The 15,974-nt window shown below is 73.5% G+C and carries 14 protein-coding genes; 6 read left to right on the top strand and 8 right to left on the bottom strand.

Annotated elements, in window-relative coordinates; translation table 11 throughout:
- Positions 1–61 precede the first annotated feature (61 nt).
- Genes pcaC through pcaH form a run of 5 tightly spaced genes read right to left on the bottom strand, consistent with a single transcriptional unit; the run spans position 62 to position 3,995 of the window.
- Positions 62–463, bottom strand: coding sequence for a 4-carboxymuconolactone decarboxylase (pcaC, locus tag BM142_RS21715; protein WP_092203201.1), 402 nt, complete (start codon positions 461–463; stop codon positions 62–64).
- Positions 460–1,236 (bottom strand): 3-oxoadipate enol-lactonase, encoded by a 777-nt coding sequence (gene pcaD, locus BM142_RS21710; RefSeq protein WP_092203199.1) that lies wholly within the window; start codon positions 1,234–1,236, stop codon positions 460–462. The genes pcaC and pcaD overlap by 4 nt, the downstream gene beginning before the upstream one ends.
- Positions 1,233–2,555, bottom strand: a complete 1,323-nt coding sequence (gene pcaB / locus BM142_RS21705; RefSeq protein ID WP_092203197.1) for a 3-carboxy-cis,cis-muconate cycloisomerase — start codon at positions 2,553–2,555, stop codon at positions 1,233–1,235. The genes pcaD and pcaB overlap by 4 nt, the downstream gene beginning before the upstream one ends.
- Positions 2,556–2,598: 43 nt before the next feature.
- Positions 2,599–3,249: a protocatechuate 3,4-dioxygenase subunit alpha gene (gene pcaG / locus BM142_RS21700; protein ID WP_092203239.1), complete on the bottom strand. Its 651-nt coding sequence runs from the start codon at positions 3,247–3,249 to the stop codon at positions 2,599–2,601.
- The gene (gene pcaH / locus BM142_RS21695; protein ID WP_092203195.1) at positions 3,249–3,995 is read right to left on the bottom strand and encodes a protocatechuate 3,4-dioxygenase subunit beta; all 747 of its coding nucleotides are present in this window, start codon (positions 3,993–3,995) and stop codon (positions 3,249–3,251) included. Before pcaH ends, pcaG begins: the two co-directional genes overlap by 1 nt.
- 69 nt (positions 3,996–4,064) lie before the next feature.
- On the opposite strand from pcaH, the gene BM142_RS21690 reads away from it, so the two are divergent.
- From BM142_RS21690 to BM142_RS21675, 4 genes are all read left to right on the top strand, one after another.
- Positions 4,065–4,841: an IclR family transcriptional regulator gene (locus BM142_RS21690; protein ID WP_092203193.1), complete on the top strand. Its 777-nt coding sequence runs from the start codon at positions 4,065–4,067 to the stop codon at positions 4,839–4,841.
- 50 nt (positions 4,842–4,891) lie between these two features.
- Positions 4,892–6,064 (top strand): 4-hydroxybenzoate 3-monooxygenase, encoded by a 1,173-nt coding sequence (locus tag BM142_RS21685; RefSeq protein WP_092203191.1) that lies wholly within the window; start codon positions 4,892–4,894, stop codon positions 6,062–6,064.
- Positions 6,065–6,282: 218 nt separating this feature from the next.
- A complete protein-coding gene (locus tag BM142_RS21680) occupies positions 6,283–7,458 on the top strand; it encodes an acyl-CoA dehydrogenase family protein (protein WP_092203189.1) in 1,176 nt (391 codons plus the stop codon).
- Positions 7,459–7,465: 7 nt separating this feature from the next.
- Entirely contained in the window at positions 7,466–8,611 is a 1,146-nt protein-coding gene (locus BM142_RS21675; protein WP_092203188.1) for an acyl-CoA dehydrogenase family protein, read from the top strand.
- Between the two features lie 90 nt (positions 8,612–8,701).
- Here the strand turns inward: BM142_RS21675 and BM142_RS21670 are convergent, their stop codons facing one another.
- From BM142_RS21670 to BM142_RS21660, 3 genes are all read right to left on the bottom strand, one after another.
- Entirely contained in the window at positions 8,702–9,478 is a 777-nt protein-coding gene (locus tag BM142_RS21670) for an SDR family oxidoreductase (protein WP_092203186.1), read from the bottom strand.
- Positions 9,479–9,548: 70 nt separating this feature from the next.
- Complete coding sequence (locus BM142_RS21665) at positions 9,549–10,427, bottom strand: HDOD domain-containing protein (protein WP_254791134.1); 879 nt, start codon at positions 10,425–10,427, stop codon at positions 9,549–9,551.
- Between the two features lie 73 nt (positions 10,428–10,500).
- Entirely contained in the window at positions 10,501–12,576 is a 2,076-nt protein-coding gene (locus BM142_RS21660) for a putative bifunctional diguanylate cyclase/phosphodiesterase (RefSeq protein WP_254791133.1), read from the bottom strand.
- Positions 12,577–12,975: 399 nt separating this feature from the next.
- Between BM142_RS21660 and BM142_RS21655 the strand changes: the two genes are divergently transcribed.
- Both BM142_RS21655 and pntB read left to right on the top strand, forming a co-directional pair.
- A complete protein-coding gene (locus tag BM142_RS21655) occupies positions 12,976–14,511 on the top strand; it encodes a Re/Si-specific NAD(P)(+) transhydrogenase subunit alpha (protein WP_092203184.1) in 1,536 nt (511 codons plus the stop codon).
- Between the two features lie 5 nt (positions 14,512–14,516).
- Positions 14,517–15,926: a Re/Si-specific NAD(P)(+) transhydrogenase subunit beta gene (gene pntB / locus BM142_RS21650; protein ID WP_092203182.1), complete on the top strand. Its 1,410-nt coding sequence runs from the start codon at positions 14,517–14,519 to the stop codon at positions 15,924–15,926.
- The last annotated feature ends 48 nt before the right edge of the window (positions 15,927–15,974 follow it).

Raw genomic sequence — 15,974 nt, 5'->3', positions numbered from 1 at the left:
GCCGCGGACCGTCGCCATGGCGGCGGGCCGACCCGTCGGGGACCGTCGTCGCGGGCCCGGTTCAGGCGGTGGTGCCGCGGAGCTCCTCGAGGATGGGCGCGGCCACCTTGAACGCGTGGTTGGCCGCCGGGACGCCGGCGTAGATCGCCGCGTGCTGGATGACCTCGGCGATCTCCTCGTCGGTGAGCCCGTTGTTCTTCGCCGCCCGCACGTGCAGTGCGAACTCCTCCCAGTGCCGCAGCGCGATGGTGATCGACAGCGTCATCAGGCTGCGGTCGCGGCGGGCGAGGCCCGGGCGCTGCCAGAGATCACCCCAGGCGGTGCGGGTGATGAAGTCCTGGAAGGCGGCGGTGAACGGCGTCGTGCCCGCGACGGCGCGGTCCACCCACGCGTCGCCGAGCACCTCCCGCCGGGTCCGCATCCCGGCCTCGCGGCGGGCGTCGTCCGTGGTCGGCTCGCTCATCGGGTTCCTCCGTCGAAGTGCTCGAGCAGCGCCCCGGTCACCCGCAGCGGCTGCTCGACGTTGGCCAGGTGCGCGCCCGGGCTGACCGTCAGGAGCTCGGCGCCCGGGATGCCCTCGGCGATCGCCTGCTGGTGCTCGGGCGGCGTCGCCGGGTCCTCGCGGGCGCTGATCACCAGGGTCGGGGCGCTGATCGACGGCAGGTCGGCGAGCAGATCCATGTCGGCGATCGCCTCGCAACAGCCGGCGTAGCCCTCGCCGGGCTGGGCAGCGATCATCGCCTGCATCCGGTCGACCGTCGCCGGGTCGGTGGCCGCGAACCCGGGGGTGAACCACCGGCTGACGACGACGGGGGCCAGCGACGCGGTGCCCTCGCTGCGGGCGGTCCGCGCGCGGTCCAGCCAGTTCTGCCGCGGCCCGAGCAGCGCCGACGTGCACAGCAGCGCCAGCCGATCCAGCCGACCGGGCTCGCGCGCGGCCAGCCGCATGCCGATCATCCCGCCGAGGGACAGGCCGGCGAGGTGCGCCCGCTCGACGCCGAGCCGGTCGAGCAGGGCCAGCACGTCGTCGACCAGGTCGTCGAGGGAGTACGGGCCCGGCGGCACCGGCGACGCGCCGTGCCCGCGGGTGTCGTAGGTGATGACCCGGAACCGCTCGGCCAGGGCCGGCACCTGCGGGTCCCACATGGCCCGGCTCGCGCCGAGGGAGTTGGAGAGGACGACGACCGGCGCGTCGGCCGGCCCCGCCTCGGACCAGGAGACCTCGACGGCGGTCACGACGTCCTTCCCGTACGGCGGTCGTAGTCGGCGAGCACGGCGTCCACCTGGGCCGGCGCCTCGCCGACGTCCGGTGCGCCCGGGAGGAGGGATCGGACGTCGACGTCCGGTCGGTCGGCGAGCACCTCGGCCAGCGGCCGCCGGGTGCGACGGGCCTCGCGGACCGCCTCGGCCGCCGCGTCGTGCGCGGCTCCCCGGCCGAGGGAGGCGGTGAGGGCGTCGGCCACGGCTCCGGCCAGCTCCGGGTCCCGCGCGGCCGCGACGTTCTCGGCCATCCGGGCGGTGTCGGGGCGGAGGTCGGCCAGGCACTCCCCCAGCCACGCGGCGGCCGAGCCGACGGTGGCCAGCAGGTCGCCGAGGGTCGGCCACTCGCTGTGCCAGGCGCCGGCGGAGCGCTCGTGCTCCTGCTCCATGGCGCCGAGCAGGGTCGCGACCAGGCCGGGGGCCCGCCGCGCGCAGGCACGGGCCGAGATCGCGGCCACCGGGTTGTGCTTGTGCGGCATCGCCGAGGAGCCGCCGCGGGCGCCGCCCTCGCTGACCTCGCCCACCTCCGTCTGGGCCATGAGGACGACGTCGACGGCCACGGTGGCCAGCACCCCCGCCGCCGTCCCGAGGGCGCCGGCGAGGTCGGCGACGGGCAGGCGCACGGTGTGCCAGGCCAGCGGGGTGGTGGCCAGCCCCAGCTCGGCGGCCAGCGCGCCGCGCAGGTCCACGCCGGAGCCCTCGCTCGCGGCGAGCGTGCCGACGGCGCCCCCGTACTGCACCGGCAGGGACGCGTCCACGGCGAGCAGGCGGGCACGGGCGCCCTCGAGGCCGGTCAGCCAGCCGGCGGCCTTGAGGCCGAAGGTCGTCGGCAGCGCCTGCTGCAGGAGCGTGCGGCCCATGACGACGTCGTCGCGGTGTGCCCGGGCCAGCTCCGCGGCGGCCTCGGCCGCCACGGCGAGGTCCCGGTCGATCGCCGACACCGCACGGCGGGCGACGAGGACCAGGGCGGTGTCGAGCACGTCCTGGCTGGTCGCACCGACGTGCACCGCCCGGGCCGCGTCGGGCCCGACGGCGTCCTGCAGCACCCGCACCAGCGGCGGCACCGGGTTCCCGGCGTCGGCGGCCCGTGCCACGACCGTGGCGAGGTCCAGCCCGGCCGGTTCGGCGCACGCCCGGGTGACGGCGTCGGCGGCCGTCGCCGGGACCAGGCCCGTGCGGGCCGCCGCCCGGGCCAGCGCCGCCTCGACGTCGAGCAGCGCGTCGATCCACGCCGGGTCGGACACGGCCGCGGCCGCGCCGCCCCGCGCGAAGGTCCCGTCGAACAGTCCGCTCACGCGTGGGTCCCGGTCACGAGGACTTCATACCGTGCCCGCAGCGTCATACCGCGAAGAACACCGTCTCCTGATCGCCCTGGAGGTGGACGTCGAACCGGTAGCCGTCGTCGGTCCGCTCGGCGACCAGCGTGCGCCGCCGGTCCTCGGGCAGCCCGCGCAGGACGACGTCCTCGGCGTTGGCGTCGGCCTCGTCGGCGAAGTAGATCCGGGTGACCACCCGGTCGAGGATGCCCCGGGCGAAGATCGAGACGTCGACGTGCGGCGCCTGCAACCCACCCTCGCCGTCGGGCACCCGGCCCGGCTTGAGGGTGAAGATGCCGAACTCACCGGTGAGGGTCTGCGCGCGGGCGAAGCCGCGGAAGCCGGGGTAGGTCGCCGCACCGCGCGGGTCCTCGGGCGAGGGGAAGCCGCCGTCCGGGTCGGCCTGCCACGTCTCCACCATGGCGTCGGGGACGACGTCACCCGCCCCGTCGAACACCCGGCCGCGGAGCCACACGCCGCCCTCGGTGCCCTCCTCCGCGGCCCAGATGCCGTCCGGCCAGGTCAGGCCGATGGCCAGGTACGGCCCGACGGTCGCGCTCGGGCTGGTGCCGAGCCGCAGCGGGCCGGTCAGGAAGCCGGTGTGCCGGGTGCGCCCGGGCAGCGGCTGGTAGGGCTCGGAGACGTCCGGGACGTGCAGCGGGTCCGTCGTCATCACGCCACGTCTCCGTCGTCCTCGGTCTCGAACGGGGTCTGGTCGGTGCCGCGCAGCACGATGTTCCACTCGAAGGCCAGCGCCCAGTTGTCCACGGTCCGCTCGAGGCTGAACTGGCTGATCGCGCGGTGCCGCGCCGCGGCCGGGATCGCGTTGAAGATCGGGTCCTGACCGAACAGCTGGTCGTCCGGGAAGTACATCTGGGTGACCAGGCGCTGGGTGAACGCCCGCCCGAACAGCGAGAAGTGGATGTGCGCCGGCCGCCAGGCGTTGTGGTGGTTGCCCCACGGGTAGGCGCCGGGCTTGATCGTCATGAACTCGTACCGGCCGAGGCTGTCGGTCATCACCCGGCCCAGCCCGTCGAAGTGCGGGTCCAGCGGCGCCGGGAAGACGTCCACGACGTGCCGGTAGCGCCCGCCCGCGTTGGCCTGCCACACCTCGACCAGCGCGTCGGGCACCGGGCGGCCGTCGCTGTCGAGCACCCGCCCGTACACGAGGATGCGCTGGCCGACCGCCTCGCCACCGTTGCGCAGCGTCAGGTCGGCGTCCTCGGCCTTCACCCGGTCCTCGCCGAGCACCGGTCCGGTGACCTCGGTCAGCCGTTGCGGCAGGTCGACCGGCGTCCGCAGCGGGGCGCGGAGGCCGGTGCTCTTGTAGTCGGGGAACCCGACGGGGGTGCGCAGCGAGTCGTCCTCGCGCAGGTAGCGCGGCAGGTGCAGCCGACTACCGGAGGTGGTCCCGGTCATGCCCCGGACGGTACGGCGGGCGGCTACGCTGCCCCAAGTCCAGACTTCCACTGGTCGGAAGGAGTGTCGATGGCCGGCCACAGCGGCACGCCCGGTCGCTCGGTGACCTCGCGCGCCCTGGGGATCCTCGACGCGTTCGACAGCGCCGCCCCGCGGCTGTCCCTCTCCGAGATCGCGGAGCGGTCGGGCACCCCGCTCGCCACGGCCCACCGGCTGCTCGGCGAGCTGGCCGACTGGGGGGCGCTGATCCGGCGGCCCGACGGCCGCTACGAGATCGGCCGCAAGCTCTGGGACCTGGGCCTGCTGGCACCGGTGCAGATGGAGCTGCGCCAGGTGGCCGCGCCCTTCCTGCAGGACCTGCACACCACGATCCGCGACACCGTGCACCTCGCCGTCCGGGAGGGCCTGCAGGCGCTGTACGTCGAACGCATCTCCGGCCGCGAGTCGGTGCCCATCGTCAGCCAGGTGGGCAGCCGGCTGCCGCTGCACGCGACCGGGGTGGGCAAGGTGCTGCTGGCCGCGGCCCCTCCCGAGGTCGTGGAGCTCGCGCTGCGCTCCCCCGCCCGCCAGACGCGGCACACGCTGGTCGAGCCCGGCCGGCTGCGCCGGGAGCTGACCGAGGTCCGCCGCCGGCAGTACGCCCGGACGTCGGAGGAGATGTCCGCGGGGGCGGCGTCGCTTGCGGTGCCGGTGCAGGTCGAGCGACGCGGTGGCCCCGTCGTCGTCGCGGCGCTGGGCATCGTCGTGCCGCCGCACCGCCGGGACCTGCCCCGCCTCGTCCCGGTGCTGCAGGTCGCCGCCCGGGGCATCGGCCGGGAGCTGGCCCGCGCGCACGATTTCCACTGAGCGGAAGCTCGGCGTTCCCAGCCGGCCGTCGTGGCGGTCACACTCGGTACGTGCGCACCCAGGTAGGCATCATCGGGGCCGGTCCGGCCGGTCTCCTCCTGTCCCGGCTCCTGACGCTGCAGGGCATCGACAACGTCGTCCTCGAGAGCCGTTCGCGGGAGTACGTCGAGGCCCGGATCCGGGCCGGCATCCTCGAGCAGCACACGGTCGACACGCTGACCGACGTCGGCCTGGGCGACCGGCTGCGCCGCGAGGGGCTGGAGCACTCCGGCATCTACCTGCAGTACCCCGGCACCCGGCACAAGCTGGACTTCCCGGAGCTGTGCGGCCGCACCGTCTGGGTCTACGGGCAGACCGAGGTCACCAAGGACCTCATCGCGGCGCAGCTGGACGGCGGCCCGCCGCTGCTCTTCGACGTCTCCGGGGTCGTGCTCCAGGACGTCGACACCCAGCACCCGCGGATCCACTTCACCGACGCCGACGGCACGCCGCAGGTGCTCGAGTGCGCGGTGATCGCCGGTACCGACGGCTTCCACGGCCCGTCGCGCCCCGTCGTCCAGCAGGCCCGGGCCGGTCGGGTCTGGGAGCGCACCTACCCCTACGCGTGGCTCGGCATCCTGGCCGACGCCGCCCCGGCCACCGACGAGCTCATCTACTCCTGGCACCCCGACGGGTTCGCGCTCTACTCGATGCGCTCGCCGAAGGTCTCCCGGCTGTACCTGCAGGTCGACCCCTCGGAGAAGATCGAGGACTGGTCCGACGACCGGATCTGGGCGAACCTCGCGACGCGCTTCGCCCTCGACGGCTGGGAGATCAGCACCGGCACCATCACCGAGAAGTCGGTGCTGCCGATGCGCTCCTTCGTCAGCGCGCCGATGCGCCGGGGACGACTCTTCCTGGCCGGCGACGCCGCCCACATCGTGCCGCCCACCGGGGCCAAGGGGCTCAACCTCGCCGTGGCCGACGTGACCCTGCTGGCCTCCGCCCTCGTCCGGCTGCTGACGGAGCAGCGGTCCGACCTGGTCGACAGCTACTCCGACCGCGCCCTCGCCCGCGTCTGGCGGTGCACCCACTTCTCCTGGTACATGACCTCGATGCTGCACCGCTCCGGCGACGACTTCGACGCCGAGCTGCAGCTCTCCCAGCTGCGCCGGGTGTGCTCCTCCGAGCCCGCGGCCCGCGAGCTGGCCGAGAACTACACCGGCCTGCCGCTCGACGCCTGACCGGCCGGGCCGGATCCGCCGGCCGCTCGTCCCGGGCACGGGGCCGGTGGTTGTGCGCTGCGCTGCACCGGCCGACGCCGTCGTTGTGCGGTCCGCGACGGCGCGGACGACCGTCCCGAGGCCAGGGCTACCGGCCGGTAGCCGATGTGGGATCGTCGCGAGTACACGTCGAGACGGCAACGCGCGACCCGTAGCGCCGCCGTCAGGAATGAGGACCGATGCGGTTGCAGCTGTCCCCGGAGCTCGAAGCCTTCCGGGAGGAGATGCGGACCTTCTTCACCACGCAGGTGCCGCAGGAGATCCGCGACACCGTCGCGGCCCACCGCCACCCCACCAAGGCGCAGTACGTCGAGGCCCAGCAGGTGCTCAACGCCGCCGGCCTGGCCGTGCCGCACTGGCCGGTGGAGTGGGGCGGGCGGGACTGGACGCCGCTGCAGCGCCACATCTGGCGCGAGGAGATGCAGCTGGCGTCGGTGCCCGAGCCGCTGGCCTTCAACGCCAGCATGATCGGCCCGGTCATCGCCGCGTTCGGCAACCAGGAGCAGAAGGAGCGCTTCCTGCCGAAGACCGCCAACCTCGACATCTGGTGGTGCCAGGGCTTCTCCGAGCCCGACGCCGGCTCCGACCTCGCCTCGCTGCGCACCACCGCCGTCCGCGACGGCGACGACTGGGTGGTCAACGGGCAGAAGACCTGGACCACGCTCGGCCAGTACGCCGACTGGATCTTCTGCCTGGTCCGCACCGACCCGACCGCGGAGAAGAAGCAGCGCGGCATCTCGATGCTGGTCTTCCCGATGGACTCCCCCGGCGTCACGCTCCGGCCGATCGAGCTGCTCGACGGCGGCTTCGAGGTCAACGAGGTCTTCTTCGAGGACGTGCGCGTGCCCGCCGAGAACCTCATCGGCGAGGAGAACCGGGGCTGGGACTACGCCAAGTTCCTGCTCGGCAACGAGCGCGTCGGCATCGCGCGGGTGGGCGCCACCAAGCGGCTCATCGCGCAGGCGAAGGAGCACGCGCAGGCGATCACGTCCGGCGGGCGCCCGCTGGCCGAGGACCCGCGCATGGCCGCCCGGATCGCCGAGCTGGAGAACGAGCTCGTCGCGCTGGAGCTGACCGCCCTGCGCGTCGTCGCCAACTCCGCCGACGGCAAGCCGCACCCCGCCTCGTCGGTGCTCAAGCTCCGCGGCTCGGAGCTGCAGCAGGCGGCCACCGAACTCGTGGTGGACATCGCCGGGCCGCTCTCGCTGGCCTCCTTCGCGGAGGACGGGTCCGACGTCCCCGACTGGGCGCGCGTCGCGACGCCGTCGTACCTGAACTACCGCAAGGTCTCCATCTACGGGGGCTCCAACGAGGTGCAGCGCACCATCATCGCCGGCTCGATCCTGGGGTTGTGAGACAACCGTGAACTTCGACTACGACAGCGAGCAGAACGACCTGCGGGAGGCCGTGCGCGGCCTGCTGGCCCGGGCCTACTCCGACAGCGAGCAGCGCCGCACGGTGACGAAGACCGACCCGGGCTTCGACGAGAAGACCTGGTCGCGGCTGGCCGAGATGGGCCTGCTGGGCCTGCCCTTCGCCGAGGAGGACGGCGGCATGGGCGCCGGGCCGATCGAGGTGGCCATCGTCGCCGAGGAGATCGGGCGCGTCCTCGCCCCCGAGCCCTTCATCGAGACCGTCGTCCTGGCCGGCGGCCTGATCGCCGCCGTCGGCACCGCGGAGCAGAAGGGGGAGCTCATCGGGGCCATCTCCGAGGGGACGACGATCGCCGTCTTCGCCCACGCCGAGCCGGGCACCCGCTGGACGGCGACGGCCGAGGGCGTCACCGCCACGCAGGCCGGAGACGGCTGGACGCTGACCGGCGTCAAGGAGCCGGTGCCCAGCGGCGCACGCGCCGACGTGCTGGTCGTGTCCGCGGCGATCGACGGCGGCACCGGCCTCTTCCTGGTGCAGGGGGACGCCGCGGGGCTCACCCGCACCGGGTATCGCACGCACGACGGCACGTGGGCGGCCAACGTGCGGCTCGAGGGCACCCCCGCCGTCGCTCTCGGGAGCGGCGACCGGACGGCCGCGATCGAGCGGGCGCTGGCCGAGGCCCGCATCGCCTACGGCCACGAGGCCATCGGCGCCATGGACACCGCGCTGCGCACCACCGCGGAGTACCTGAAGACCCGCAAGCAGTTCGGCGTCACCCTGAACAAGTTCCAGGCGCTCACCTTCCGCGCCGCGGACATGTACGTGTCCCTGGAGCTGGCCCGCAGCACCGCGCTGTGGGCGTCGATGGTGGCCGACGCCGGCGGCGACGTCGTCGCGGCCGCCGACCGCGCCCGGCTGCAGACCAGCCGCGCCGGCCGGCACATCGGCAAGGAGGCGATCCAGCTGCACGGTGGCATCGGCGTGACCGCGGAGTACTCCGTCGGGCACTACACCAGCCGGCTCACCGCGATCGACCACCTGCTCGGCGACGGCGACTGGGCCGCCGACCGGCTGGCCGCCACCGTGGCGGACCACGAGACGGTCGACCCGCTGGGCGCCCCGTACTCCTCCTGACCACGGCGTCCTGCCCTCGCAGGCTCGCGGCCGGCCCCGTCCAGGGCACCGCCGCGAGCTTGCGAGCGGTGGGGAGGACGGGGTCCTTTCTCAGCGGGCGAGGCGGGCCACGACGAGGCGGTTGGCCCAGTCGGGGGTGACCGACGACAGCGCCGCCAAGGCCTTCGTCTGCCGGCCCACGGGGCGGTGCGGCGAGCGCAGCGGGCGCCGGGGCTCGTGCACCACCCGCCAGGCGGCGGCTGCGACGTCCTCCGCGGTGAGCCGCACGCCGAGGCGCTTCAGCGGGGCCATGCCCTGCCCGTCCCGGGTGACCATCTCGGTGTCCACGAACAGCGGCAGCAGGCTGCGCACCCGGATCCCGTCGGCACGCCACTCCAGGTCGAGGGCCTCGGTGAGCGACTTGACCGCCGCCTTCGTGGCGCCGTACGTCGCCAGGGTGGGCTGCCCGTAGAGGGCCGACGCCGAGCACAGGTTGAGCAGCAGACCCTGCGGTGCCCGCCGCAGATACGGGTGCCCGGTGAGGGCGCCGTTGACCACGCCGGCCACGTTGACGTCGACCGTGCGGCGGTGGGTGCCCGGATCCTTGCCGGCGAAGGGTCCCGAGGACAGCACGCCGGCGTTGTTGACCAGGACGTCGAGACCCTGCTCCCCGCAGAAGTCGCGCAGCACCGCCTCCCACTGGTCGGCGTCCCGGACGTCGAGCGCACCGTGGCGGGCCCGCTCGGAACCCGCCGCGGCCGCGGCGACCGCCGGGGCGTCGACGTCGTACATGCCGACCCGCCAGCCGCGGGCGAGGAAGAGCTCGGCAGTGGCGCGGCCGATGCCGCGGGCGGCTCCGCTGATCAGGATGCTCCGGGGCGGCGTCATCCGGTCACTCTGACCGACCGCCCGGGCAGCCGTCGTGCCGGGGCCGGCCCCCTCAGAAGACGCGGCCCCCTCAGAAGACCCAGCCGTCCGGGTTCCCCTCCGGATCGTCGACGGGCTGGCCGAGCATCGCGTACTTGAGCTCCGCGGCCTCGCTCCGCACCAGGTCCAGGATGGGCACGAGGTCGTCCTCGCGGAGCCGTCCCAGGGTCAACCGCGCGATCGGGATGTCCTCGTAGTCGTCGATGGTCAGTCGCGCGGCCACCTCGAACGCGGCGCGCAGCAACGCGCCGTCCATCGTCTGGTAGTCGTCGATCTCCTTGAGCGGGGTGGTCATCGCCGCCGGGAAGCCCCACTGTTCGAGCGCGACGGCGGTGAGCCGCAGGCTGTTGATGCCGTACCGACGGGTCTCCGCCGCCCGCCGGCTGCGGAACGTCGGGTGGGCGGCCACGATCTCGGCGTACCCCTCGGGATCGTTGTGGTGCAGCAGCGCCGCGCCCAGCTGCGCGAGCAGCCCCAGGCAGAGCGAGTCCGGCGGTCGCTCGCCGAACCGGGGAGCCAGGGTCGAGGCACCCAGAGCCAGGCTGGTCGTGAGGTCCCAGAAGTTGCCGGGCAGGCGGGACTCGTCGTCGAGGTCGGTGAGCGCCACCGTGGCCATGGTGCGGACCGTGGTGAAGCCGACGACGGTGACGGCGAACTGGAGCGATGTGACCCGACCGCGCATGCCGAAGTAGGCCGAGTTCGCCAGCTTCATCACCCGGCCGGCCAGCGCGATGTCCGACGACAGGATCCGGGCGAGCGTCTTCGCGTCGGTGTCGTCGGAGTTGGCGACGGAGATGATCTGGGCGGCGACCGGCTTCTGGACGGCCATCGTGTCGATCCCGGCCAGGATGACCTCGATGTCGAAGACCGGCGCCGGGATGTCCGCCCCGGGGAACGGGGTGACGGTCACAGGTCCTCCTCGCCGGCGCTCGTCGGCCAGGTGGCCGCCGGTGCTGTGTCTCTGCGTGCCCTCGCGAGCTCGGTCACGAGATGTCCTCCGAGTGGGCGGCGAACCAGGCGGCGGCGTGCCCGCCGCTCATCGGCTCGGCCAGGCTGAAGCCCTGGAGGTAGGTCGCGCCGAGCCTTGTCAGCTCCTCGGCCTGCTCGACGGTCTCCACCCCCTCGGCCACGGTGCACAGGTTCAGGTTGCGGGCCATCGCGATGACCGCGGAGGCGATCTCGGAGTGGCCGTCGGCCAGCTCGGCGACGAACGAGCGGTCGACCTTGAGGCAGTCGACCGGCAGGTGCCGCAGGTAGGCCAGCGAGGAGTAGCCGGTGCCGAAGTCGTCGATGGCCAGCTCCACGCCGAGGTCGCGCAGCTGCTGCAGCACCGCACGGGCCGACGCCGGGTCCTTCATCAGCGCCGATTCGGTGATCTCCACCGAGATCCGGGACGGCGCCAGGGAGTGGCGGTCGAGGGCGTCGGCGACCTGCGCGGCCAGGTTGTCGTCCAGCTGGAGCGCGGAGACGTTGACGTTGGCCCGGCCCACCACGCCGGTGCCCAGCAGGTGGTCCCACTCCGCCAGCTGGCGGCAGGTCTCGTCGAGGACGAACCGGCCCAGCCCGGTGATGAGGCCGCTCTCCTCGGCCAGCGGCACGAACACCGCCGGGCTGACCGCGCCGCGCTCGGGGTGGTCCCAGCGGGCCAGGGACTCGACGGCGACCGGCTGGCCGTCACGGGTGCTGAAGATGGGCTGGTAGTACATCGCGATCTCGCGGTGCTCGATTGCGTCGCGGAGCTCGGCGACCAGCCGCAGCTTGTCGCGGGCCTGGGCACGCGCCTCCTGGTCGAGGACGGTGATCCGCCCCTTCCCGCTGGCCTTCGCCTGGTACATGGCGATGTCGCAGTCGCGGATGAGCTCCTCGGCGGCGGCGTGCTCGACGGTCTGCACCGTGACGCCGACGCTCGCGTAGGGCCGGATGTCGACGCCGCCCAGGCGCATCGGGCGGGCCAGCGCCTCCGAGACCCGGCCCGCCAGCGCGACCGCCGTCTCCTCGTCCACGTTCTCGCAGACGACGACGAACTCGTCGCCGCCGAACCGAGCGACCAGGTCGCCCGGGCGCACCGTGGCGCCCAGCCGGCCGGCCACCTCGACGAGCAGCTCGTCCCCGGCCGTGTGGCCGAGGGAGTCGTTGACGACCTTGAAGTTGTCCAGGTCGAGGAAGAGGCAGGCCAGCCCGCTGGTGCCGGCGCGGAACTTCTCGGCGACGTACTGGGCGAGCAGGGTGCGGTTGGGCAGCCCGGTGAGGGGGTCGTGGTTGGCCTGGTGGGCGAGCTTCGCCTCGAACGCCAGCCGGTCGGTGATGTCCTCGATCGTGCCGACGAATCCCGCGCCCATGCCCGGGGTGAACAGGTGGGCGAAGCGGATGACCGTCGTCCGGACGGTGCCGTCGGCCCGGAGCAGGCGGGCCTGCGTCTCGACCTCGGCCCCCTCCAGTGCGGCGGAGACCTGCTCGATGACGCCGTCCAGGTCGTCCTCGTGGATGGTCTCGATCCAGCCGGTGCCGAGCAGCTGCTCGGCCCGCAGCCCGACGAGGGTGCAGAACGCGTCGTTGACGTGGGCCAGCCGCATGCCCTGCTCGGAGAGCAGGGTCGGGATGGGCGAGCGCTCGGTGAGGGCGGAGAAGCGGCGTTCGTGCGCGTCGGCGGTGGCGCGCAGCGCGCGCTCCTGCTCGTTGGTCGTGTCGAGGATCCGCATCGCCCACATCCGGCCGCCCGGCGCGGGCGTGGTGATGACGACGGCGTCGACGGTGGCCCCGCTGGCCATGCGGACCGGCAGCGTCATCCGGGCGGTGCGCTCGCGGCGCAGCAGCAGCTTCAGCTCGCCGCCGCCCAGGGTCGGGAACAGGTGCGCGGCCGGCAACGTGCGCAGGTCCTCCAGGCCGTAGCCCAGCAGCTGCATCGCACCCTCGTTGCCCCAGGTGAGGCGCTGCGTCCCGCCCACGGTCTCGGCGACGAGGATGGCGAGGCTGTCGCTCACGGTTGCGCTGTAGAAGACCGTCGAGATGATCTCCGGCGGCACCATGTCGTCCTCGGGCGCGCTGATCCAGGCGGACACGGTCCTCCCTCCGGTGGTGCGATGCGTCGCCGGTCTGTTCCAGCTGACGGGCCCGAGCCGCCCGCCGTCGGAAGACCGTGCAGGCGGTTCGAGGTGCCGCTGAGGAGGGGATCGGCGCGTGCACCCCCCTTCCTGCACCCGAACGCGCCCGGCTCCCCCGATGGGGGGACACGGGGTCCCGCTACCGGGCGCGGTCGTCCGGCCGGTCCGCGCCGGTCCCGCGGTGCGGCAGTGTGGAACAGGTCACTTCGGCGGATCCTGACGGTGCGCCGAGCCGTTGGCCCGGCATGATCCCTCGGGATCGACAGCGCCGACACCGGCACCGGCACGACCGCACCGCGTACGACAGCCACCGAGGGCAGGCGACGGAGCCTCCCTCGCGAGGAATGGAGCGCCACGTTGCGAATCGGAGTTCCGCGGGAGACCCGCGCCCGGGAGACACGGGTGGCCGCCACGCCGGCCACGGTCGGCAAGCTGATCGGGCTGGGTTACGACGTGGTCGTCGAGGCCGGTGCGGGTGCTGCCGCCAGCTTCCCGGACGACGCCTACGCCGCCGCCGGAGCGACCGTCACGACGGCGGAGGAGGCGTGGCGGGCCGACGTGGTGCTGCGGGTGAACGCCCCGGCGGGAGAGGAGATCGGCAGGCTGCGGGACGGCGCCACGCTGGTCGGCCTGCTGAGCCCGGGCCTGAACCCCGATCTGGTCGACGCCCTGGCCGCCCGGCCCATCACCGCGCTCGCGGTGGACGCGGTCCCCCGCATCTCCCGCGCGCAGTCGATGGACGTGCTGTCCTCGATGGCCAACATCGCCGGCTACCGGGCGGTGATCGAGGCCGCGCACACCTTCGGCCGGTTCTTCACCGGCCAGGTGACCGCCGCGGGCAAGGTGCCTCCGGCGAAGGTGCTCGTGGTGGGCGCCGGCGTGGCCGGGCTGGCCGCGATCGGCGCGGCCAGCAGCCTGGGCGCGATCGTGCGGGCCACCGACGTCCGCCCCGAGGTGGCCGAGCAGGTGCGGTCGCTGGGCGGGGAGTACGTGGCCGTCCCCGACGCCGAGCAGCAGGTGAGTTCGGACGGCTACGCGCGGGAGATGAGCGAGGACTTCAACCGCCGGGCCGCGCAGATGTACGCCGAGCAGGCCGGCGACGTCGACATCATCATCACCACCGCGCTGATCCCCGGCCGCCCGGCGCCGAGGCTGATCACCGAGGAGATGGTCGCCTCCATGAGGTCCGGCAGCGTGATCGTGGACATGGCCGCCGCGCAGGGCGGCAACGTGGCCGGCTCGGTGCCCGACGAGATCGTGGTGACGCCCGGCGGCGTGTCGATCATCGGCTACACCGACCTGCCCGGCCGGCTGCCGGCGCAGGCCTCCCAGCTGTACGGCCAGAACCTGGTCAGCCTCCTCACCCTGCTGACCCCGGCCAAGGACGGGCAGCTGGCCCTGGACCTCGACGACGTCGTCCAGCGGGCGATCACCGTGGTGCGGGCCGGGGAGAAGACCTGGCCCCCGCCGCCGGTGCAGGTGTCGGCCGCACCGGTCGCCGCCGTGCCGGTGCCACCCGCCGAGCCGGCGCCGCCCCCGAAGCCGGCCACCCCGGGCCGGCGGTTCGCGCTCGTCGGCCTCGGTGCCGCGGCACTGTTCGGCCTGACCGCCTTCTCCCCCGACGAGCTGATCCAGCACGTCACGGTCTTCGCGCTCGCCGTCGTCGTCGGCTTCTACGTGATCGGGCACGTGCACCACGCCCTGCACACGCCGCTGATGTCGGTGACCAACGCGATCTCCGGGATCATCGTCGTCGGCGCCCTGCTGCAGATCGGCCACGGCGACGCCGTGGTCAGCACGCTGGCGTTCCTCGCGATCCTGGTGGCCAGCATCAACGTCTTCGGCGGCTTCGCCGTGACCCGCCGCATGCTCGGCATGTTCACCAGGAGCTGACCGACATGACCGCCACCACCGCCGCGTCCGCGGCCTACATCGTCGCCGGGCTGCTGTTCATCCTGAGCCTGGCCGGGCTCTCGAAGCACGAGACCGCCAAGTCCGGGATCGTCTACGGCATCGCCGGGATGGCCATCGCCCTGGCCGCCACCGTCGGCCTGGCCTCCCGCAGCATCAGCACCTCCGGCCTGGTCCTGCTGCTCGTCGCCGTGGCGGCCGGGGCCGTCATCGGCCTCTGGCGGGCCCGCCAGGTGCAGATGACCGGCATGCCCGAGCTCATCGCCCTGCTGCACAGCTTCGTCGGCCTGGCCGCCGTGCTGGTCGGCTGGAACGGCTACCTCTCGGTCGAGGCGGATCTCGACGAGCAGACCGAGGTCGCCGGCAACCTGCTGGGCATCCACTCCGCCGAGGTCGCCATCGGCGTGTTCATCGGGGCGGTCACCTTCACCGGCTCCGTCGTCGCGTTCCTCAAGCTGTCCGGGCGGGTCCCCAGCAACCCGCTGATGCTGCCGGCGCACAACCTGCTCAACCTCGCCGCCCTGGTCGTCTTCGTCGCCCTCACCGCGGTGTTCGTGATCGAGCCGAACCTGCTGGTGCTCGCCGTCGTCACGGTCATCGCCCTCGCGCTCGGCTGGCACCTCGTCGCCTCGATCGGCGGCGGCGACATGCCCGTCGTCGTCTCCATGCTCAACAGCTACTCCGGCTGGGCCGCGGCCGCCTCGGGGTTCCTGCTGGGCAACGACCTGCTGATCATCACCGGCGCGCTGGTCGGCTCCTCCGGTGCCTACCTGTCCTACATCATGTGCAAGGCGATGAACCGCTCCTTCATCTCGGTCATCGCCGGCGGCTTCGGCAACGAGGGCAGCGTCGGCTCCTCCGACGTCGACTACGGCGAGCACACCGAGATCACCGCCGAGGACACCGCCGACCTGCTGCGCGAGGCGAGGTCCGTGGTCATCACCCCGGGGTACGGCATGGCCGTCGCCCAGGCCCAGGGCGCCGTGGCCGAGCTGGTCCGGAAACTGCGCGCCAAGGACGTCGACGTGCGGTTCGGCATCCACCCGGTCGCCGGGCGCCTGCCCGGCCACATGAACGTGCTGCTGGCCGAGGCCAAGGTGCCCTACGACGTCGTCCTGGAGATGGACGAGATCAACGACGACCTCGCCGCCACCGACGTCGTCCTGGTCATCGGCGCCAACGACACCGTCAACCCCGCCGCCACCGAGGACCCCGGCAGCCCGATCGCCGGCATGCCCGTGCTCAAGGTGTGGGAGGCCGGGCAGGTCGTCGTCTTCAAGCGGTCCATGAACACCGGCTACGCCGGCGTCCAGAACCCCCTCTTCTTCCGCGACAACAGCCGGATGCTCTTCGGCGACGCCCGCGAACGGGTCGAGGACATCCTGCGGGCGCTCTGAGCCGGGGATGGACACCGCCTGTGCGGTATCCGTCGTCCCTGTCTTCTG

Origin of the sequence: Blastococcus tunisiensis (assembly GCF_900112815.1) — a bacterium.
GTDB classification, from domain to species: Bacteria; Actinomycetota; Actinomycetes; order Mycobacteriales; family Geodermatophilaceae; genus Blastococcus_B; species Blastococcus_B tunisiensis.
This window is presented reverse-complemented; position numbering and strand designations above follow the sequence as displayed.

Excerpts from the sequence above, each read along its gene's own strand:
- pntB (WP_092203182.1), top strand. The coding sequence starts at position 14,517 with ATGACCGCCACCACCGCCGCGTCCGCGGCCTACATCGTCGCCGGGCTG.
- BM142_RS21670 (WP_092203186.1), bottom strand. The coding sequence starts at position 9,478 with ATGACGCCGCCCCGGAGCATCCTGATCAGCGGAGCCGCCCGCGGCATC.
- pcaG (WP_092203239.1), bottom strand. The coding sequence starts at position 3,249 with ATGACGACGGACCCGCTGCACGTCCCGGACGTCTCCGAGCCCTACCAG.
- BM142_RS21690 (WP_092203193.1), top strand. The coding sequence starts at position 4,065 with ATGGCCGGCCACAGCGGCACGCCCGGTCGCTCGGTGACCTCGCGCGCC.
- pcaH (WP_092203195.1), bottom strand. The coding sequence starts at position 3,995 with ATGACCGGGACCACCTCCGGTAGTCGGCTGCACCTGCCGCGCTACCTG.
- pcaC (WP_092203201.1), bottom strand. The coding sequence starts at position 463 with ATGAGCGAGCCGACCACGGACGACGCCCGCCGCGAGGCCGGGATGCGG.
- BM142_RS21680 (WP_092203189.1), top strand. The coding sequence starts at position 6,283 with ATGCGGTTGCAGCTGTCCCCGGAGCTCGAAGCCTTCCGGGAGGAGATG.